The organism is Caldibacillus sp. 210928-DFI.2.18 (assembly GCF_020554505.1).
Taxonomy (GTDB): Bacteria; Bacillota; Bacilli; order Bacillales; family Caldibacillaceae; genus Caldifermentibacillus; species Caldifermentibacillus hisashii.
Window position 1 is genome coordinate 1 of record NZ_JAJCHL010000057.1, and the last position, 21,106, is coordinate 21,106.

Annotated in this window: 18 protein-coding genes and 1 riboswitch; of the genes, 9 read left to right on the plus strand and 9 right to left on the minus strand. The window is 37.4% G+C overall.

The annotated features are described in order from the left end of the window. Positions 1 to 281: 281 nt before the first annotated feature. The 4 genes from LIZ98_RS11955 to LIZ98_RS11970 all read left to right on the plus strand — a co-directional run bounded on the left by LIZ98_RS11955 (position 282) and on the right by LIZ98_RS11970 (position 2,397). Positions 282 to 704 (plus strand): hypothetical protein, encoded by a 423-nt coding sequence (locus LIZ98_RS11955; protein ID WP_227203063.1) that lies wholly within the window; start codon positions 282 to 284, stop codon positions 702 to 704. After that, complete coding sequence (locus tag LIZ98_RS11960; protein WP_227203065.1) at positions 698 to 835, plus strand: hypothetical protein; 138 nt, start codon at positions 698 to 700, stop codon at positions 833 to 835. Before LIZ98_RS11955 ends, LIZ98_RS11960 begins: the two co-directional genes overlap by 7 nt. Positions 836 to 1,113: 278 nt before the next feature. Then, a complete protein-coding gene (locus tag LIZ98_RS11965) occupies positions 1,114 to 1,377 on the plus strand; it encodes a hypothetical protein (RefSeq protein WP_152032386.1) in 264 nt (87 codons plus the stop codon). A 117-nt stretch (positions 1,378 to 1,494) separates the two neighbouring features. Next, the gene (locus tag LIZ98_RS11970) at positions 1,495 to 2,397 is read left to right on the plus strand and encodes a nuclease-related domain-containing protein (RefSeq protein ID WP_041845677.1); all 903 of its coding nucleotides are present in this window, start codon (positions 1,495 to 1,497) and stop codon (positions 2,395 to 2,397) included. Positions 2,398 to 2,692: 295 nt separating this feature from the next. Here the strand turns inward: LIZ98_RS11970 and LIZ98_RS11975 are convergent, their stop codons facing one another. Beyond that, the gene (locus LIZ98_RS11975) at positions 2,693 to 3,379 is read right to left on the minus strand and encodes a response regulator (RefSeq protein WP_041845678.1); all 687 of its coding nucleotides are present in this window, start codon (positions 3,377 to 3,379) and stop codon (positions 2,693 to 2,695) included. 739 nt (positions 3,380 to 4,118) lie between these two features. Beyond that, a complete protein-coding gene (locus tag LIZ98_RS11980; protein WP_227139763.1) occupies positions 4,119 to 5,264 on the minus strand; it encodes a sensor histidine kinase in 1,146 nt (381 codons plus the stop codon). Between the two features lie 281 nt (positions 5,265 to 5,545). On the opposite strand from LIZ98_RS11980, the gene LIZ98_RS11985 reads away from it, so the two are divergent. The 4 genes from LIZ98_RS11985 (at position 5,546) to tagU (ending at position 10,027) form a co-directional block, all read left to right on the plus strand. Beyond that, a complete protein-coding gene (locus LIZ98_RS11985; RefSeq protein WP_227139762.1) occupies positions 5,546 to 6,184 on the plus strand; it encodes a YigZ family protein in 639 nt (212 codons plus the stop codon). A 130-nt stretch (positions 6,185 to 6,314) separates the two neighbouring features. Further along, positions 6,315 to 6,896 (plus strand): class D sortase, encoded by a 582-nt coding sequence (locus LIZ98_RS11990; RefSeq protein WP_227139761.1) that lies wholly within the window; start codon positions 6,315 to 6,317, stop codon positions 6,894 to 6,896. Positions 6,897 to 7,650: 754 nt separating this feature from the next. Next, positions 7,651 to 7,753, plus strand: a riboswitch (cyclic di-GMP riboswitch). A 36-nt stretch (positions 7,754 to 7,789) separates the two neighbouring features. Continuing rightward, positions 7,790 to 8,677, plus strand: a complete 888-nt coding sequence (locus tag LIZ98_RS11995) for an HD-GYP domain-containing protein (protein ID WP_227139760.1) — start codon at positions 7,790 to 7,792, stop codon at positions 8,675 to 8,677. A 417-nt stretch (positions 8,678 to 9,094) separates the two neighbouring features. Then, positions 9,095 to 10,027 carry a polyisoprenyl-teichoic acid--peptidoglycan teichoic acid transferase TagU gene (tagU, locus tag LIZ98_RS12000; RefSeq protein ID WP_375293583.1) on the plus strand — a complete coding sequence of 311 codons (933 nt, stop codon included), beginning with the start codon at positions 9,095 to 9,097 and terminating at the stop codon, positions 10,025 to 10,027. Between the two features lie 267 nt (positions 10,028 to 10,294). On the opposite strand, the gene LIZ98_RS12005 is transcribed toward tagU, so the two are convergent. The 7 genes from LIZ98_RS12005 to LIZ98_RS12035 form a co-directional block, all read right to left on the minus strand. Continuing rightward, positions 10,295 to 11,533 (minus strand): ABC transporter permease, encoded by a 1,239-nt coding sequence (locus LIZ98_RS12005; RefSeq protein WP_227139759.1) that lies wholly within the window; start codon positions 11,531 to 11,533, stop codon positions 10,295 to 10,297. Further along, on the minus strand, positions 11,526 to 12,467 hold the full coding sequence (locus tag LIZ98_RS12010) for an ABC transporter ATP-binding protein (protein WP_227139758.1): 942 nt from the start codon (positions 12,465 to 12,467) through the stop codon (positions 11,526 to 11,528). Before LIZ98_RS12010 ends, LIZ98_RS12005 begins: the two co-directional genes overlap by 8 nt. Positions 12,468 to 12,886: 419 nt before the next feature. Next, entirely contained in the window at positions 12,887 to 14,158 is a 1,272-nt protein-coding gene (odhB, locus tag LIZ98_RS12015) for a 2-oxoglutarate dehydrogenase complex dihydrolipoyllysine-residue succinyltransferase (RefSeq protein WP_227139757.1), read from the minus strand. A gap of 458 nt (positions 14,159 to 14,616) precedes the next feature. Beyond that, complete coding sequence (locus LIZ98_RS12020; RefSeq protein WP_227139756.1) at positions 14,617 to 17,448, minus strand: 2-oxoglutarate dehydrogenase E1 component; 2,832 nt, start codon at positions 17,446 to 17,448, stop codon at positions 14,617 to 14,619. Positions 17,449 to 18,196: 748 nt separating this feature from the next. Beyond that, the gene (locus tag LIZ98_RS12025) at positions 18,197 to 18,814 is read right to left on the minus strand and encodes a methionine biosynthesis protein MetW (RefSeq protein WP_227139755.1); all 618 of its coding nucleotides are present in this window, start codon (positions 18,812 to 18,814) and stop codon (positions 18,197 to 18,199) included. A 163-nt stretch (positions 18,815 to 18,977) separates the two neighbouring features. Then, entirely contained in the window at positions 18,978 to 19,652 is a 675-nt protein-coding gene (locus LIZ98_RS12030; protein WP_227139754.1) for a uracil-DNA glycosylase, read from the minus strand. Positions 19,653 to 19,881: 229 nt separating this feature from the next. Beyond that, entirely contained in the window at positions 19,882 to 20,667 is a 786-nt protein-coding gene (locus tag LIZ98_RS12035; protein ID WP_108898740.1) for an HAD family hydrolase, read from the minus strand. Between the two features lie 106 nt (positions 20,668 to 20,773). Between LIZ98_RS12035 and LIZ98_RS12040 the strand changes: the two genes are divergently transcribed. Then, positions 20,774 to 20,944: a hypothetical protein gene (locus LIZ98_RS12040; protein ID WP_227091521.1), complete on the plus strand. Its 171-nt coding sequence runs from the start codon at positions 20,774 to 20,776 to the stop codon at positions 20,942 to 20,944. The last annotated feature ends 162 nt before the right edge of the window (positions 20,945 to 21,106 follow it).

The window sequence follows — 21,106 nt, forward strand, 5'->3', positions numbered from 1 at the left end:
TTGTGCGGGAAACTCCATTTTTTGGCGACGAGACCACTTCTCGTCGTCACTTTTGGGCGGGAAATGCCACTTTTTGGCGACGAGATCACTTCTCGTCGTCACTTTTGGGCGGGAAACTCCATTTTTTGGCGACGAGACTCTTTCTCGTCACCATTTTGAGCCGGGAAATGCCACTTTTTGGCGACGAGACCACTTCTCGTCGTCACTTTTGCGCGAAAAACTCCACTTTTTGGTGACGAGACTCTTTCTCGTCGTCATTTTTATGCGGGAAACTTCATTTTTTGGCGACGAGATCACTTCTCGTCGTCACTTTTGCGCGAAAAACTCAACTTTTTGGCGACGAGATCACTTCTCGTCGTCATTTTGAGCCGGGAAATGCCACTTTTCGGCGACGAGATCACTTCTCGTCGTCATTTTTAGCCGGGAAATGCCACTTTTTGGTGACGAGACCACTTCTCGTCGTCATTTTTATGCGGGAAACTCCATTTTTTGGCGACGAGACCACTTCTCGTCGTCATTTTGAGTCGGGAAATGCCACTTTTTGGCGACGAAACACTTTCTCGTCGTCATTTTTGTACGGGAAACTCCATTTTTTGGCGACGAGACCACTTCTCGTCGTCATTTTTGTACGGGAAAGTCCATTTTTTGGTGACGAGACCACTTCTCGTCGTCATTTTTGTACGGGAAACTCCATTTTTTGGTGACGAGACCCTTTCTCGTCGTCATTTTTGGACGGGAAACTCCATTTTTTGGTGACGAGACCACTTCTCGTCGTCACTTTTGGGCGGGAAACTCCATTTTTTGGCGACGAGACTCTTTCTCGTCACCATTTTGAGCCGGGAAATGCCACTTTTTGGTGACGAGACCACTTCTCGTCGCCATTTTTAGCCGGGAAATGCCACTTTTTGGTGACGAGACCACTTCTCGTCGTCATTTTTGGACGGGAAACTCCATTTTTTGGTGACGAGACCACTTCTCGTCGTCACTTTTGCGCGAGAAATCCCATTTTTTGGTGACGAGATCACTTCTCGTCGTCAATTTTACGCGAAAAACTCCACTTTTTGGCGACGAAATCTTTTCTAGTCGTCATTTTTGTACGGGAAAGTCCATTTTTTGGTGACGAGACCACTTCTCGTCGTCATTTTTGCACGAAAAACTCCACTTTTTGGCGACGAAACCCTTTCTCGTCGTCATTTTTGCACGAAAGACTCCACTTTTTGGCGACGAGACTCTTTCTCGTCGTCAATTTTACGCGAAAAACTCCACTTTTTGGCGACGAAACCTTTTCTCGTCGTCACTTTTGCTCGTGAAACTCCACTTTTTGGCGACGAGATCACTTCTCGTCGTCATTTTGAACAGGAAAATGCCACTTTTTAGTGACGAAACCTCTTCTCGTCACCATTTTGAGGAGGGAAACTTCATTTTTTTATAGAAAAAATAGTAGAATTCCAATATAATAGATTTTGAAAATTATAACTACAAAGGATGTGGAATATGATTTATAAAACTCGATCAGAATCTATTGAATTAAAAAAAATGAGGATCCTCAATCTTAGGATGGAGTTATCCGAGAGAGACAAGCGGTATTACTACAATTTAAGAATGGGTTATGAAGGAGAAGTATTATTTGATTCAATGGCTGAAAAACTTCAATGTGACTGTCTCGTTCTGAACGATTTATTGCTTAAAGTAAACAACTCTACGTTTCAAATTGATTCTTTAATTATTACTCCTAATTCAATCCACCTAATAGATATAAAAAACTATATAGGGGATTATTATTACAAAAATAATAAAATTTATAAGAATCCTAGCCAAGAAATCGCAAGCCCTCTCACTCAATTGGAAAGAAGTGAAACACTTTTGCGCAAATGGCTTACAGAGCATGATTTTGATATGCCGGTTGTATCTTATGTTATTTTTGTTAACCCTGAATTCACATTATATCAGGCTTCTCCTGACGTACCTTTTATACTTCCGACACAAAATAAACAATACTTTAAACAACTCAACTCAAATACAACAAAATTAACGAGTAAACATAAAATGTTGGCGGATCAATTAATCAATGCACATATTGTTGAATCTCCCTTCAGTCAAATACCATCCTATGAATATGAGAAAATACGCAAAGGGATTTACTGTAAAGACTGTCATTCTTTTTCATTAGTCATTGATAAAAATTTTTATAAATGTATCTCGTGTAATAATGAAGAAAAGATTGAAAGCGCTGTTCTTCGGAGTGTAGATGAATTCAGATTGTTATTTCCCGAACGAAAAATAACCACAAAAGCAGTTCAAGAATGGTGTAATATTGAAAATAGCGGGAGGGTTTATAAAATATTAAAGAAAAATTATAAAACTTTGGGAAAAAATAGATGGATTTACTTTGAATAGGCAAAAACTGAACCGCTCCAAAACTAACAGATATTAAATGTCTTAGAAAAATGCGGGCCGCTTAGTGAAGTCGCTGTTGCTCGGAACCGGCCATTAAAACTTGTCCAATGTTTTTGCCCAATATTATATACTAAAACCTGCCCAAAGTTTTTGCCCAAAATTATATACTAAAACCTGCCCAAGGTTTTTGCCCAAAATTACTATACTTCCAGAAAATAATTCGGCAAGAGGAGAAACACAAATTGTTATCTCCTCTTGCCGCGATTTTGGTCTTTTCCATTCCCAGCCTTTTAAATTAATCCAAAACTTCCACCCAACCTCTTTTAATTGCCTCGACGACTGCCTGCGTACGATCATTACAGTTCATTTTTTGTAAAATATTACTTACATGGTTTTTAACGGTTTTTTCACTAATATATAATGCTTCACCAATTTTTCTATTACTCTTTCCTTCTGCCAGCAGTTGAAGTACCTCACATTCACGGCGTGTCAACAAATGATACGGACGTCGAATATTTGCCTTATACCCTGAATTTTTTTTCGCTGCATTTTCTGCAAGTCTACGAAACTCTTTCACCAAGTTATGAGTTACTTTTGGATGGATATAAGATCCTCCCTCTGCTACCACTTTTACTGCCTCTATTAAGGCATCCACGTCCATTTCCTTAAGTAGATACCCGCTCGCACCGGTTTTCAACGCATGTGTCACATAATTCTCATCATCATGAATCGATAATATGATAACTTTTGTTTCCGGAAAACTTTCAACTAAATGCTTCGTTGCCTCAACTCCATTTACGTGAGGCATGTTAATATCCATAATTACTACATCCGGATGATACTTTTCTACAAGTGCGACAGCCAGATTTCCATCTTCGCCTTCCCCGACAACTTCAAAGGATTTCTCGAATTCCAGTATTTTTTTTATTCCTTCCCTATAGAGTTGATGATCATCTATAATCAATATTTTTGTCTTTTTCAAAATGATTATCCTCCCTTGCCATTGTGTAACCAGTCATTTTTAGCTAATGGAAAAGTAAAAATTTCCCAATTTCTCCTTTCCTAACGCATAAGTGTATAAGGAAAGCTTCGCAGGAATACCTCGCAACCGAAAAAATTTTATATTTTTTCGGTGTACTAGAGAGACTTCGGTAGCTTTACCTCTCAAGCGAAAATGTTTTTTCGCTGAACTGCGGCTCTGCCGTCGCCTGATGGCTTGGCGCAGTCGCCGAGTATTCTTTAAAATGATCTCTTAATAATGTTGGAAGAACGATGTTTAGTATTCTACAAAACGTTTACATGTAGTTCAAAGGTAGTATTTGCATTGATAGATTTCAACTGTTAAAAAAGAATGGGATGGAATAAGCAATATCTGTTATATTCGATATTCAACTAACATCTACCTGCTTGTGTATAAAATTAGAAAATACACTTTTTTGACAAAAAATGACAAAAACTCATGCGATGAGAACGCCACTGAAAAACAATTCGAATAAGTTCACTTATATAGATATAGTAGTATAAATCACAAAAATACATCTAAATATGCTGTTTAGCAAGTAATCTTATAATTATTTATCGCTTTTTTAATGGCCTCTGCAATGGGCCTATTTTTGTCCCACAATTATACTAAAGTGTCCATACATCAATTAATATTCTCCGTTTTTCGAACTAATTATTATTTTACAAAATAAACCAATTGATAACTAGGTCCATATTACTTATTTTAATGGAATTTTAATTATAACTTTAGTCCCATTCCCTTTACTCGATTGGATTGAAATACTACCGTCAAGTAATTCTACTCTTTCTTTCATCCCTCTTAGTCCAAAAGAACCTTCTTTTTTTAACATCGGGTCAAAACCAATGCCGTCATCTTTTATTACAGCAATAATGTTGTTTTTATTAATTTCAAGCTTTACTTGAATTTCCTTTGCCTGAGCATGTTTTAGTGCGTTTTGAACAGATTCTTGAATCAAACGAAACAGCGCGACTTCCATTTTTGAATCGATCCGTTCATCATCACCAATATACGTGAATGGAATCTGAATTTTTGCCATTTTATTATACTCTTCCACGGTTTGTAAGTATTTTTTCAGCGTTGGCACCAAGCCTAAATCATCCAATGCCATCGGTCGCAGGTCATAAATTATATGGCGTACTTCATAGAGGGCGTCGCGAACGGTTTCCTTTAATTTTTTAATTTCCGCTAAAGCCTCATCAATTCCACGTTCATAATAAATTTTTTCGATTAAGTCGGAACGCATCATGACATTGGCCAAAATTTGAGCCGGACCATCGTGAATTTCCCGGGACAAACGCTTCCTTTCCTCTTCTTGAACTTCCATGATTTTTAGACCAAATTCCTGTTTTTCATGGGCATCTTTGATAAACTCTGTCATACTTTTTAAATCGCCGGTTAAATAATTAATTACCACATTCACTTGGGAGACAAGTTTATCCGCCCGCTCAATCGTCTCTTTAATTCCGATAACCCGCCGTTCCAGTTCATCCCGCCGTTCTCTAAGCTGCTGTTCCATTTGCCTGGACATCGTTAACTTCATTTGTAAATTATGTGCATATTCATAGACGACACGAACCTCGTGCTCCGAATATGTGTTGAAATGCTGACTGACATCTGATAATCTTTTTCTTGCCTGACGAGTTTCTTTTTCCAGTCGATCTTCTTCTTCAATCAATTCGCTAATCAATTGTTTTGTTTTCTCTAATTCTGCAATAATAAATTCATAATCCTTCCGACTTTGTTCACCAATTTTATAGATTTCTGTTTTACTCTCATCAACAGTGTCTATCATTTTATTTAAAATAGCATCTAATGATTTCGTATCAAAATGTTTCGCTGACATAGTTTCACTCCAATAAGACAAATTTTCTCGGGTGAAAACCCAATGCACCAAAATAACTATACATTTATCTATTTACCATCATACCACTATTCCTAAGATAGGTTATATAGTTTAAAAATGCTGAATTATTCAGTATACTATATATATTTTTACATAAAAGATTAGCGTTTTTCAACCAGAGTGATTCATAGTAATTGCGACACTGCTTTACCTTTTATATAATAGAACATATGTATGACAAGAAGCGAAAATGATTACTTAAAGCAGAAGGGAGATTTCACTTGAGAACAGACTATTTGACAGTAAAAGGTTATGGTTCCAACGAAATTGTCATCCAAAAATCACGGTTTATCTCCTACATAAATCGGGCAGAAACGATCGATGCAGCCCAAAGTTTTATTCAAAAAATAAAAAAACAAAATTGGGATGCAACCCACAATTGTTCTGCCTATCTTATCGGCGAACATGATGAAATTCAGAAGGCGAACGATGACGGTGAACCAAGTGGTACAGCCGGTGTTCCGATGCTTGACGTGTTAAAAAAACGGAATGTAAAAGATACGGTTGTTGTCGTAACAAGATATTTTGGCGGAATAAAACTAGGCGCCGGCGGTCTTATTCGTGCTTATTCGAAAGCCACATCAGAAGGGTTAAACGCAACCGGAATCGTTGAGCGGAAATTGACGCGTATCATGCATACGACCGTTGATTATACTTGGCTGGGTAAGCTGGAAAATGATTTGCGGTCATCTGTTTACACGATTAAAGAGATCCATTATTTTGATAAAGTTGAATTGGAAACATATGTTGATTTTGGACAAGAAGATCATTTTAAGGAATGGATGATTGAACATACGAATGGTCAAGCAAATATTGTTGAAGGCGAAACTCTTTACTTAGAAAAATTAATTGAGGAATAAAATGAACGGCAAAACAATATGACAGCCTTCTCTTTCACATATATTCTAGTAAATATATACGACACATAACGGCATATTGTATAATGAAAGAAAGAAAATTTTTAGCGATTTCTCCATAAGGTGGGATTTTATGAAACGATTCCTGAAAATATTGATCGGTCTTTTGTTTACAACAGGATTCATTTTGATCGGATATGCCTTATATCACATTTGGGACGGAAACAATCAAGTTGAAAAAAGAATCGTAGAAGCCAAAAAAATCGTCGAACAAAACAATAATGATTCACAAATCGACCCTTCCTCTCTCTCTTATCAAAAAGGGGAAACAATCGGTATATTAAAAATCCCAAAACTAAAAAAAGAGCTGCCAATTATTGAAGGGACGGATGAAGAAGAATTGGAAAAAGGGGTCGGTCATTATACAGGAACCGCCTATCCATTGCAAAACGACCAAATCGTCCTTTCCGGTCACCGGGATACCGTGTTTCGTAATTTTGGGGAATTGGAAACAGGTGATACGTTTATCGTCGAACTTGAATATGGAAAATTCAAATACGAAATCTATGAAATGGATATCGTTCCGGCAGACGATACAACGGTGATTCGTTCGACGGCCCCGGATGAAATCTTAACGGTAACCACCTGCTATCCCTTTTACTACATCGGCAATGCGCCGGAGCGAGCTATTTTTTATGCCAAACCGGTAAAGTGACGCTTCTCTTTCAAAGTCATAGTGAGCTTACAGACTGCCGCTCGGAAGCATGATATACCGGCGCACTAGATATGGTGATATCGGTGTGAAATCTGCCATACCTTTTTGTGCCAATCGTTCATTAAAACAAAAAGTACTGAGAAGGTAGTTATATCAAAATTTCACCATAAAATGGGCACCATAAAGTTAAAATGAACTTTATGGAAGCCCGGTTTTTTAAAAAATTAGTAGAATACATTCCTAATTTTTGGACTTAAACAATAAATCCTTCAATTTTCATCAGCATTGGATCAAAACCGACGTATTTGCCGTTAGATTCCACCCTATTTTTCGTTCTTTTGGACTATATATGACGATAAAAAATAATTAGCGATCCCTACTATATATTGTGTTAAATTCGCCATTTTGAACACTGTATCTAGTTTTTATTCATAATAACAATAATTTTTAAAAGGTTTTCAAAAAGAAATAGTTCATTCTTACTATATACAAATAGTATATTACGAATAAAATTAAAATAGTAGCTACCATCAATAGGAAATTTTTGAAGACTTTGTATCATACTAATTTCACTCTTTACCATGGTCGACATAAATTTAAAATATGAATATTTTATTGTAAAATATGCATTTTTTGGTATAATAAATACTGGAAAGTAATTATTCAAAAATTTCTTAACCTATTTATTAAAATAAGCTTACCCACTATTCATATTTGCTAGAATTTGAGTGGATAGCTCTAGAAATTTGGTATACATGATTAAAGGCAAAACCATTGAAAAATGGTGACGCAAAGCTTAAGGGACTAACGTGTGAAAGGAACTAGACCAAGTAACACTATGTTTGCCAGCTGCCTATGTATACTCCTTCAAAAAATTCGGAGGGGTGCCTGATTTGTATACAAAACCAGTCAATTGGTTAACGATTGGAGATGTCTTAGCTGAAGATATCATTATTGATCATGAAGTTATTTTTACTGCCGGTACTGTGATAACACTAAATAAAATTTTAAAATTACAGTCTCTGGAAATAGCGTATGTAAAAGTTTCATCTACTCCATTTGCAACAGCAAATTATCAAAAGCAGACAATTATTTTTTCGGATTTAATTGCACAAGACTTTTATAACTTTTTGATAAAAAACAATAAAAACCAACGTTATTCAATCTTATTAAAGGACAATGAAGATTTCCAATTTGTAACCAATCATGCTTTACTGAATATGAACGAAAGCGTCGTCAACTTATTATCTGCATTAAAATCCTGGGATAATTGTTCTTATAAACATGTGCTTGATGTGTTTGTGATCGCTGCGCAATGGATGCGTTATCTGGGTATGACGGTAAGTGCTGATGATTGCTATGGCCTGCTTTTGCATGATATTGGCAAAATCAAAGTTCCACGTTCAATTCTGATAAAAAATCAAAGTTTAACCAATGAAGAATATGAATATATTAAAATGCACACAGAGAATGGGGAATGTATACTCAAAAGCCTTAATTTTCCTAACATTGTTTGCGATATGGCAAAATTTCACCATGTCCGATTTAATGGAACAGGTTACCCGAAAACATACCCTGAGGTTCTCGATATCAGAATAAAAATGTTAATGATCGTTGACGTGTTTTCAGCACTAACCTTAGATCGTCCGTACCGAAAAGCTTATAGTTTTGAGGATGGCCTGGATATTCTGAAAATGGAAGCGGATGGCTTTGATAAAGACCTTTTGCAGCAATTTTTCCATTTTATCAAATATAAAATGGAAAAAATTCCGCAAAGGTGATTATTTATAAAAGAAACCTCATTTTTGACATATTTTTCATTCTTTGATACGGATTGGGAACACTAATAAAGGAAAGTTCAATCAGTGGGGGAATCCCCACTGATTATTTTAGGAATTCAGCTTAAAGTGCACAAGGAATGCTACGAAGCACGGGAAGGCTTCGAAAGTATGGGCTCCACAGTTGAAAAAGCAATGGCTTTATCAACGAATACATCGCAGCCGAATTTTTTCGGTAAACAACTACGGCTCTACCTTCTCCTAAAGCTCGGACGCCCGAGTTTTTTATTCTTTTCTTCAATTTTTATCTAAATTTATCAAATTTCGTTTGATTTTGTTAACTTTTACTGTATGATTTTTATAGTTATGATTTTAAAAATGTTAGACGAAATCAACAACTACGTTCATGGAGGGAATCAATTGAAAAGGGTCAAGGAAAAAAAGAAAAAGAGAAGATGGTTACGGTATACCATGATTATTCTTGGGGTATTACTCATCGGAATTTGCGGATATCTTTATTCTATTTATCATTCATTAACCAATGCGGTAGATAGTATGCACCAGCCGATTAGAGAAACATCTGAAAAGAGGCAAGAAACCGTTACATTGGAGAAAAAAGATCCGTTTTCCGTTCTTTTGCTCGGTGTGGATCAACGGAAAAATGATCGTGGTCGTTCAGATACTATGATTGTCATGACGGTTAATCCAAAAACGGAATCAATTGAAATGGTAAGTATACCAAGGGATACCCGTACAGAAATTGTCGGGAGAGGGACGATGGATAAAATCAATCATGCCTATGCTTTTGGCGGTGTGGAAATGTCAATCGATACAGTAGAACACTTTCTAGATATACCGATTGATTATTTTATCCAAATTAATATGGAAGGTTTTCAAGAAATCGTTGATGCAGTTGGTGGTATAACCATTGAAAATGATTTTGATTTTACATATGAAGGCGTTCATTTTCCAAAAGGAACGATCACATTAAACGGAGAGAAAGCATTAAAATATTCCCGGATGCGCTATGATGACCCTAAAGGTGACTTTGGTCGGCAATTACGGCAACGGAAAATTATCGAAGCCGTTATTCGGGAAGGAGCGAGCTTAAAGTCATTAACAAATTATGGCGATATATTTTCAGCGCTTGGGAATAATGTAAAAACAAATTTAACCTTTGATGAAATGGTCGATATCCAGGCCAACTACCGGCAAGCAGCTAATAAAATTGAACAACAGCAAATTAACGGTACAGGAACGAAAATAGATGGAATTTATTATTATCAGGTTCCTGAAGAAGAACGCCAAGCCATTTCAAACCTGCTCAAAAATCAGCTTGAAATTGCAAGTTAATCAGAAGGGACTGTCTAAAAAGTCAACATAATGACTTAGGACAGCCCCTTGGACTTTAAAATAGCTGACGAGAATTGGTTTCGTCGAGATAAAAGAGGTTTTCCCATCAAATGTCGGTGAGAACGGCTTTCGTCGACAAGATGGAGGTTTTCCCGCCTCAAATAAACTTGGAATAGCGCTAGAAAACTGAAAAACGATCCGGACAGTTCCTACCTATACACATGCTTCAGCAATTTGCAGATACAATGTTCCTTCACATATTGACGTTTAAGCTCTCATCCACTTCCAAATTTCCCCTGGTGTAGCGTTTTTCCCATACAATAAAATCCCAACTTTAAAAATTTTCCCTGCCAATTTCATAAATAACCATACACTCACGATTAAGATGGCCAGCGATACAGAGATTTCGACCCAAGACCATTGATCCAACATAACTAATCGAAACAACAAAATTACCGGCGAAGTAAATGGAACATAAGATAACACTTGTGCCAAAATACTTGTCGGATCACTAGCTACCGGTCCGATAAAGAAAAACGAAATAAACGGGATCATAATGACTAAACCTTGGAAATTACCGGCTGTCGATATATCGGACATCGTTGCACCAATTCCGACAAAAATTGCTGCAAACAATAAATAACCAAGTACAGCAATTAGAAGGAAAAGTAGCAATTCCGGAACAAATAAATATTCGAACAATGGCAAGTCATTCATTGCCCACAAAATGAAAGGAATGCCGAATGCGATAAAGACTGCCACTTGCACAAAGCCTAACACAAAGTATCCGACAATCTTCCCTTGCATCAGCTCCCCCGGTGTAACCGAGGATAAAATGATTTCAGCAATTTTATCCTTCTTCTCTTGTGAAGCACTTTGGAAAATCATCATCCCTGTAAAAATAATCGATAATAAAATAACACCCGCAAAAACCCCCGGTACGATTCGCTGCATCAACTGTTCCTGATCCATCGCTTGTTCTTTTTCTGAGTTTTCACCCATTTGGTCAGCCGATAAAGCTTGAATCGTAATTGGCGTAGAAACAGCCGCTAATTGCTCCTCTGTCAACCCAAGATTTTGCATCTGAACTAATTTAACCGCTTCTGTAAAAATTTGTACTTGACTTGATAAACTTTCCGGGAAATCTTCACTTGTATAAAACGGTAAAGTTCCTTCGTTAAAAGCACGATTATCAATAAAAAAATAAGCTGTGTTTTCCGCATCCTTCAATTTTTTCTCTACATCGGCTTCTTGAATATTTGTTTTTTCCAACTCAAATGGAAGCTTGTACTGTTCCACCGTGGCTTCTAAATTTGCAAACGTATTAAGCTCATCGTGGACATAAATTTTAGCATTCTCATTATCGGGCGTATCGCCTCCCATTAAATTTCCAAGAAAACCAAATACGACCATTAATATCGGTGTTAAAAACAGACCGATAACGAAAGATTTATTTTTTAAATTCCGCTTGATTTCCCATTTGGCTACCTTCATCGTATTACGCATGTTCGTCACCTTCTCCCATTTGCTCGTTCGCTAACAATAAGTTTTTGTTCGTTGCGACATCAATAAAAATCTCATGTAAAGAAATCCGGTCCATAACTAATTCATTAATGACCATATCATCCGGCAGTTTTTTTAACCATTTTGCCGGTGCAATATCTTTATGTAAATATAAAACGGTCGAGTCTTCCTTAGATTCAATTCTTTGTACATCAGGAATTTGCTCTAATTTTTCTAAATTGTTTTTACCACGAATGGTGCATTTAAAATTGGCATATTCCTTCTTCACATCATCCAATGTACCGTAAATCACCTTTTGTCCTTTTTGGATCATAAACAAACTGTCACACATTTCTTCCACGACATTCATTTGGTGTGAAGATAATAAAATTGCTGCCCCATTCCTTGCCAAATGACGGATTTCCTCTTTTAGTAATTCTTGGCTAAGCGGATCCAATCCGGAAAACGGTTCGTCAAGTATAAGCAATTCAGGTTCATGTAAAATGGATGAAATAAATTGAACTTTTTGTGCCATCCCTTTAGATAATTCTTCCATCTTTACATGTTCTTTTCCTTCAAGATCAAATTTTTTCAAATAGGTCAATGCCCGTTCTTTTGCCTTTTTCTGCGGATAATCTTTCAAATCGGCTAAATAAAGAAGAATGTCCATAACTTTCACATTTTTATAAAGACCTCTTTCTTCCGGTAAATAGCCGATTTTATTACGGGGAATTTCATTATAACCATGAAAGGTGATTTTTCCTTCATCCGGGTACATGATTCCCATAATATTGCGGATCGTTGTTGACTTCCCGGCACCGTTTGGCCCAAGGATTGCCATAATTTCACCCTTTCGAACATCGAATGAAATATTGTGAAGTACTTTTTTATCTTTGAATGATTTTTCCAAGCCCTCCACAGATAACAATACGTCCATATAACTGCTCCTCTCCTGAAAGTGATTTAGTACAATATCTTAAAGTCAACTGGTCACTAGGCGATATATCCACAAATACACCTCTCCTGAACGTGATTAAGTGCAAATGTTCAAGTGACAACATAAACTAAATTCAGAACTGCTTATTCAAAAAAATTTTATCAAACAAGTGCAAAATGACTGGAATCAAAATATTTTGACTATGTTTCTCCAATTTTGAATAAATTCAGATCCTTTTTTTACAGATAGTACTATTTAATAGTACGTATATTGAGCCGTTTGGTTTCACTTATTTGGAAAATGGATGGAAGATGATTATGGCTTGCAAGAAGTACTGTTTGGAGAAATTTTTGGAGTGAAATATATAAAAACTGCCAAACTATCAACATTTGGATAGTTTGGCAGGAGATTATCAGATATTAAGATTCTAATAATAATTTTTCCGGATCTTCAAGCATTTCTTTTACTTTGACTAGGAATGTAACAGCTTCTTTTCCGTCGACAATGCGGTGATCATAAGAAAGGGCGATATACATCATCGGCCGAATTTCAATTCTAGAATTATTATCTACCGCAACCGGACGATATTTAATTGAATGCATTCCTAAAATACCGACTTGTGGTGCATTTAAAATTGGTGTTGACAATAAAGAACCGAATGTACCACCGTTTGTAATTGTAAATGTACCGTCTTGCATGTCGGCGAGCGCCAGTTTTGAGTCTCTTGCTTTTATCGCTAAGTCTGCAATTTCTTTTTCAATTTCGGCAAAGTTCTTCCGATCAGCATCTCTTACAACAGGAACGACTAAGCCGGAATCTGTAGATACGGCAATCCCTATATTGTAATATTTTTTCAAGATAAATTCGTTGTCATGGATTTCGGCATTTAAATAAGGTATTTGTTTTAATGCCGCTACGACTGCTTTTGTGAAGAACGACATAAAGCCAAGTTTCACATCATGTTGTTTTAAGAATTCATCTTTTCGTTTTTTCCTTAATTCCATAACTGCAGAAAGATCAACTTCATTAAACGTTGTTAAAATAGCTGCAGTGTTTTGCACATTTTTCAAGTTTTTCGCAATCGTTTGCCGTCTTCTCGACATTTTCACAACTTCAACGCGATCATCTTGTGGTACGAATACGGAAGCTGCCGGTTTCGATGTAGCTGCGGGTGCTACTGCTGCCGTTTTCGGTGCATTAGCAGCATTCAAGACATCTTGTTTGTTGACTCTTCCTAACGGATCAACAGTTGGAACTTGACTTAGGTCAATCCCTTTTTCACGTGCCAGTTTCCGAGCGGCTGGAGAAGCAATGATATTACTTGCAGCCGGCGATTTTGCCGTGCTTTGTACCGTTACTGGTTCCTGGGTTTTTTCTTGTGGAGCAGCAGTTTTCGGTGATTGTTCAGGTACACTTGGTGCCGCATCACTTTGAGCCGGTTCTACGGGTGCACTTGCCCCTTCATCAACAATTGCTATGGTATCACCAACATTCACCGTGTCGCCTTCTGCAAATAATGTCTCTTTCAATACTCCGTCATAATCAGAAATAATATCAACGTTTACTTTATCCGTCTCTAACTCTAGGATTGCTTCACCTTTTGATACTGTTTCCCCCGGTTTTTTTAGCCAGTTAGAAATCGTCCCTTCTGTAATCGATTCTGCTAATTCTGGAACTTTAACTTCTGCCATGTTTCGTACACTTCCCTTTTTGTTTTATGTCATTGGAATATCCGGCAGTGTCAGGCTTTTTAAATAGTCCTTACACAAAATCCGGATACCCCATTTCTCCCGTCTCCTGATTACCCCTAACAGTAAAACAATGGGGTTCAAAAATGAATTTGTTCATGTCCCTGTTTCATCCAAGGGTAACTCCCGCCGCGAAACAGTAGAGCACGAAAATGAATTAGTTATGTCCTGCTTATTTCAAGGATAACTCCCATCGAAAAACTGTGGAATTTTTAAAATGTAACTTTCATTCGTATTCAATGAAAATAGTTTTAACCAAAATTATTATGTTTTTCCGAAACGCGTATGGACGAACTGCTTAGTATTTCAATCATTAGGTCTTTCCCCGATAAAATAAGTGATTATTTAGACCGGTTGGAACCCCACACTATATCAATATGTGGGGTCTCCAACCATTTATTTTATTTAGTACTCAGAATAGCATCTAAAGTGATTGCTTCCCGGATAATTCGCTCTTGCTCTTTTTTATGAACCAGTGGATCTCCTTCTGACGGACTTGCCATAAATGGTCTTCCGATATAAGAAACAGGTAAACCTTTTGGAACAAGTTCTTGTAAGCGAGGTTGCATATAACTCCAAGCACCCATATTTTTCGGTTCATCTTGGGCCCAGACAACCTCTTTTAAGTTTTTATACTTTCGTAAAATATTATTGATCTGCTTTTCCGGGAATGGATAAAGTTCTTCTACCCGAATGATATCCAACCATTTATATTTTTCCGGTTCCTTTAAATGCTCGGACAGTTCCACAGCGAGGCGGCCGGTACAGAAAATGACTCTTTCAACTTTTTCCGGTTCGATTCCCAGTCCCGGTTCTTCAATAATCGGTTGGAAACCTCCATTTGTAAACTCTTCAACATAGGAACTGGCAGACGGATTCCGTAATAAACTTTTTGGTGTCATAATTATTAACGGCCGAATATACTCTGTTTTTAACAATGCTGCTTGGCGTCTCAGTATATGAAAATATTGGGCGGAATTCGATAAGTTAGCAACCGTCCAGTTGTTTTCCGCTGCCAGTTGCAAATATCGTTCCAATCTTGCACTGGAGTGTTCCGGTCCTTGTCCTTCATAGCCATGTGGAAGGAGCATGACCAAACCGGAAGATTCTCCCCATTTCGCTTTACCGGCTGAAATAAATTGATCAATGATCACTTGGGCACCGTTTGCAAAATCGCCGAATTGTGCCTCCCACAATACGAGCGTTTCCGGTGCAATAACGCTGTAGCCATATTCAAAACCGAGAATTCCTGCCTCTGACAATGTACTGTTATGAATGGCGAAACTTGCATTTGCAACGTCGAGATGTTGTAAAGGAATATACTTTTCCCCGGTTTCAACATCCGTTAGAACAGCGTTACGATGGGAGAAAGTACCTCTTTCTGAATCCTCACCGGTTAACCGGATTGGTTTTCCGTCTTTTAATATTGTTGCAAAAGCGAGTGCCTCTGCATGTCCCCAATCAATTTTTCCTTTCTTTTCAAAAACTTCGAGGCGACGACCGAGTATTCTTTCAAGCTTTTTAAAGGCTTTTAATTCTTTTGGCCAATCAAGTAGCGCTTTGTTAATCGCTGTTAATGTCGCTTTATCCACCGTCGTGTCAACAGAAGGAAATTCCTTCACTGCACCCTTTTGTAATTCGGCAATTGTCGGTACTTCCTTGACTTGCTTATCAATACGGTCATTAGCCTGTTTTAACTTATTCCAAGCAGCCGTCTCCATTTCTTTTGCTTTTTCTGCCGTAAATATTTTTTCATCAAGTAATTTTTTCTTATAAACCTCTGTAATGGTCGGATGAGCTTTAATTTTATTGTACAGAACCGGGTTTGTTGCCATCGGTTCATCCAGCTCATTATGACCGAGCCTGCGATACCCGATTAAATCAATCAAAACATCTTTATGGAATGTTTGCCGATATTCAAATGCCAATTGCATAACAAGAAGACTTGCTTCCGGATCATCGGCATTCACGTGAAAGATCGGAACATGGTATCCTTTTGCAGAATCACTGGAATATCTTGTTGAACGATACTCATGACCTTCTGTTGTAAAACCAATGATATTGTTCGCGATAATATGAATTGTACCGCCTGTATGGTAAGCTTCAGTTCCGGCAAAATTAAACACTTCATATACGATACCTTGACCGGCAAAAGCAGAGTCTCCATGAACAACAATTGGAAGTGCTTTATTTACATCTTGTTTTGGCGCACCTTTTTTAAACCGATCATCTTGGGCAGCTCGTGCGTATCCCTCTACAACCGCATCGACAAACTCCAAATGGCTTGGGTTGTTTGCTAAAGTTACTTTTACTGTTTTATTTCCAAGCTTCCGGTTGCGAACAGCGCCCAAGTGGTATTTTACATCCAGTGTATGACCGACTGTTTCAAAAAAGTCCGGATCGTTATTTTCCCATTTCGAATGTTGAAACTGTGATAACAGGGCCTCATAAGGTTTTCCCAACACATGTGCAAGTACATTTAGTCTGCCGCGATGTGCCATGGCAATCATTACATTTTCAATATTGTTTTCTCCTGCTAATTGGACAAATTCATCGAGTGCAGGAACAAGCGTTTCCAATCCCTCGACGGAGAAGCGTTTTTGTCCGACATACATTTTATGAATAAACTGTTCAAAACTTTCCGCAGCAACTAAGCTTTCAAATAGGTTAATTTTTCGCTCAACAGGAAATTTTTTTGAACCAAATTGATTTTCAATTTTATTTTTCAGCCAATCTTTTTCCTTTTCATCATCAAGATGTTGGAATTCAAACCCAATCTTACCTGTATAAACATTTTTCAAATATTGAATCGCTGATAAGCCGTCGGAAAAATTCCCCTTTAAATTCGGACAAATAATATCAGCCGGGATTTCTCTTACATCGGATTCTGTTAAGCCATAATAAGCCAAAGTGAGTATTTCTTGCTTTTCTTGTTTTTCTAACGGATAAATATCTGCTTCTAAATGGCCGTACAATCGAATGTTTTCGGCCAATTTCATAACTTGGACAAGCTTTTTCATTTTGTTCAGTACATAAGTCGGCGAAAGCTCAGTAGATATTGCCGTGCCAGTTACGCTTGTTTCCTCAACTTGCGGTTCACCCCATTTGGCAAACAATACTTTTAGGCTCTCTTCCACTTGGTCAGGATTTTCGAGATATAAATCATACTGCTCAATTAAATATCCCAAGTTTAGTCCGAGAAAATCATGCCAAGGGTTTCCTTCACTGATCATTCCATCCACATCCCTGTTCATAATAATTTCACATGCCATCACAACTATACAATACCTTAAGTAAGCGCATGCAGCATCCCTTTGCCTCTAATATAGAATATTTCCAACATATAAGAGCATGAAACGACTTATTTATTTTAATGTTGAAATCCCGTTTCTGAATTAATACTATTACATAAATAGTAAAAATTCTAGTGTTTTAATCGTATTTTGCCCATTTTGGTAATTCAAAATGCTTATTGCTTTTCGTAAACTTCATCAAAAATAATAATGTCTCTCAATTGCTATGTTTTCCCGCCATTCTTATAATTTTCTATTTGCTTTTGTTTATGATTATTATATGAAGAAAATGTTTTTTTGAGAGGGGTTTTTGATTTTAGTAGGAGGAGATTGTTTATAACTGATTTAGATAAATTTTGGCTGCATATTTCAGAGTTTCGGTTGATTTTCATTTCGGTGGCGGACGCTTTCCACGGGCACGGCCTTAGCCGCTTCGTCGCTCGTATCCTCGCTCCTGCAGGGTCTTCGGCTCGTGCTGTTCCCGCAGGACTCTGAATAATCTTCCTCGAATTTGCATCGCACTAAGGAAAATGCGACTAGCATTTTCCGAGGAGTCGCCGCCACCTTCTCTTCAGTCAAATTATACAAATTGGATTAATTTTTGACTTTCTGGACAGCCCCTTTCCTTATCGATTCGACCAAGTTCACGGGTACTTTTGGAAAATGCGCGAGTTTCATTCAATACCAATTAATTATGGTCATCCTTTCTATAGGAGTAAATCAAAATTCGTTCATTTGGGTTATGCTCAAATTCCCCTTCAATTTTAATTTCTTTAGTTAGCTGGAATATGGTTCGATTTTCCAAAAATGACAAATATTCAATGGAAGGATAATAAAAAATTAAATCCACTTCCCGGTCAAATTGTTCAAGCGATTCCATAATGTTGTTGAATACTTTTATAAAAATTGGTACCGAAAACGGATTAAAAAAATAAAATTTGTTATCTGTCGGCTGAACGATGTATTTTTCTGCATGCATACAGAAAAATTGGATTTGATATTTACTTTTTGGTCTGTGCTGTAAATAGTGAAGTCGATTTTTTTCTGCTAAAAAATATAAATGATCATCCATTTCGATTCCTCGCGCATTCATACCAAATACAGCATTTAAATAAAACAACAGCCGGCCTTTTCCGCAACCATAATCAACAACATGGTCACTCGGCTTTAATTCTATATTTTTTGCCAGCTGTTCAAGTACGGGATAGGGCGTCGGTTCATAAGGATAATAATTTAAAAACGGCTTGATATTCCGTTCAGGACCAGTTTCAATATTCAGCTGTTTATCGTAATTCTTTTCTGCCATGGTTGCTGCTCCTAATTTGCCAGTCATGTTTTCTGATTTTGTGAGGCTAATCCAAAAATTTTACCGGATATTCCAATAGAGATCAACTTTTGCTACGGTTAGTCTAATTAATCGTATAATGCGCGAACAAGTCAACCATCAACTTTTGCTATTTAATAAATTTTTATGGCAGTTGCCAGTTAATCTCTGTTTGGCCAATTGTTTTCAAAATCGAGTTTGTTTTGGAAAACGGTTTGCTCCCGAAAAAACCTCGATGTGCCGATAACGGGCTCGGATGGGGTGCCTTTATTATAAAATGTTTATTCGTATCAATAAGTTGCTGTTTCATTTGGGCTGCGCTTCCCCATAATATGTAAACGACGGGTTTGCTTTTTCTGTTTAATATTTCGATTACCCGATCTGTAAATATTTCCCATCCCTTTCCTTGGTGGGAATTGGCCTGCCCTTCACGAACAGTTAAAACCGTGTTCAACAATAGAACACCTTGTTTTGTCCACGGGACGAGATAACCGGAAGAGGGAGGTGTGCAACCGAGATCCGCTTGTAATTCCAGAAAAATATTTTTTAACGATGGCGGGAGCGGCACCCCGGGTTTCACGGAGAAACTAAGTCCATGGGCTTGATTTGGACCATGATAGGGATCTTGTCCCAAAATGACCACTTTCACGTCCGCAAAAGCAGTGTAATGAAGCGCATTAAAAATATCGTACATGTCCGGGTAAATCCGGTAATGTTTATATTCTTGTTTCAGAAATTCCCGAAGCTGCAAATAATAGGGCTTGGAAAATTCCTCTTCAAGGAGTGGCGCCCAATCATTTTTTAAAATTTGTTTTTTCATCTAACTCATTCCTTATTTCCATTCATTATTAGCATATAATTTTATTATAATATGATAGGATACGAGTATTTTCTAAACAAATAGATTGCTCTTTTGATGAAGGTATCCGGAAAAGCAATCATCTTACCGGATAACTCCAACCATTCATAAACTGTTTTGACTATTTTACTATGGCTAATTTTTTCAGCCTTTGATGACTCCAGAGCAGAAGATAAGGGGCGTGTTTTGACTATTTTATTATTCCTAATTTTTTCAGCCCATAGTAGATACCGGAATTATCCACAGTGGTCGTTCGGTGTTTTGCATATGGAAAGAGATTTGGGTCTCCGTTTGCCATTACAAAACTTTCGCCGACTGTCTGGAGCATCTCCTTGTCGTTCATTCCGTCGCCGAATGCAATCGCCTGCTCTTTCGGAATTCCTAAAACAGCAAGAACCTTTTCCACGGCAGTCCCTTTGTTTATATTTTTTTGGATTAAATCATAAGCTTTTGAAATTCCTTCTACATTTACCGTGCTGACATATAAGTTTGGCAGTTGTTTATAAAACGGTACATGTTCCTTGGACAAATTCATTACTGTCATACTGTAGATAGGCAGGGCTAAATTTTCCGGATACAGTTCATTTTCCTTTAATTGGAAATGAGCAATGAAATTTTCCACTTCCGGATGCGTAAGTGAGGTGAAGAAATTTTTTTGGTCGGTATATAAAACTAATTCATTGTTATATTCTTTTGCTAAATTAAGGGTATGCTGAACGAGATCATGATCCATTGGTTCATCCAAGATTACGTTATTTTTATAAACGGCGTATGCCCCGTTATACCCGATTGCCGATCGAATCCCCAGTTCTGCCCGAAGTTCATCCAGCTCATGGAGAGGTCGACCGGTCGCAATAAAAACTTCTATGCCTTTACTTTGGGCTTCCTGAATTGCTTTTTTCGTTAGCTCTGTATATGAATGGTCATAGGTTAAAATCGTTCCGTCAATATCGAGAAAAAGTGCTTGATATGTCATAAATAACTCCTTTGTTTTTGATAATTGATGCTCACTATCTATATTAACATTGTTTTAGGAAATGAAAAAGGGAAGGATCCATTGGAAATGATGGAGATAGGTTTTCGTGACGACGAGTAGGGGTTCGTCGCCAAAAATAAGAATTTTTCATCTTAAAGTGGCGACGAGAAGTGGTTTCGTCGCCAAAATAATGCGTTTTTCACTTCAAAATGGTGACGAGAAAGGGTCTCGTCGTCAAAATTGTGCGGTTTTCACTTCAAAATGGCGACGAGATTGAGTTTCGTCGCCAAAATTGAGCGATTTTCACTTCAAAGTGGTGACGAGATTGAGTCTCGTCGTCAAAATTGTGCAGTTTTCACTTCAAAATGGCGACGAGATTGAGTCTCGTCGCCAAAATTGAGCGATTTTCACTTCAAAGTGGTGACGAGATTGAGTCTCG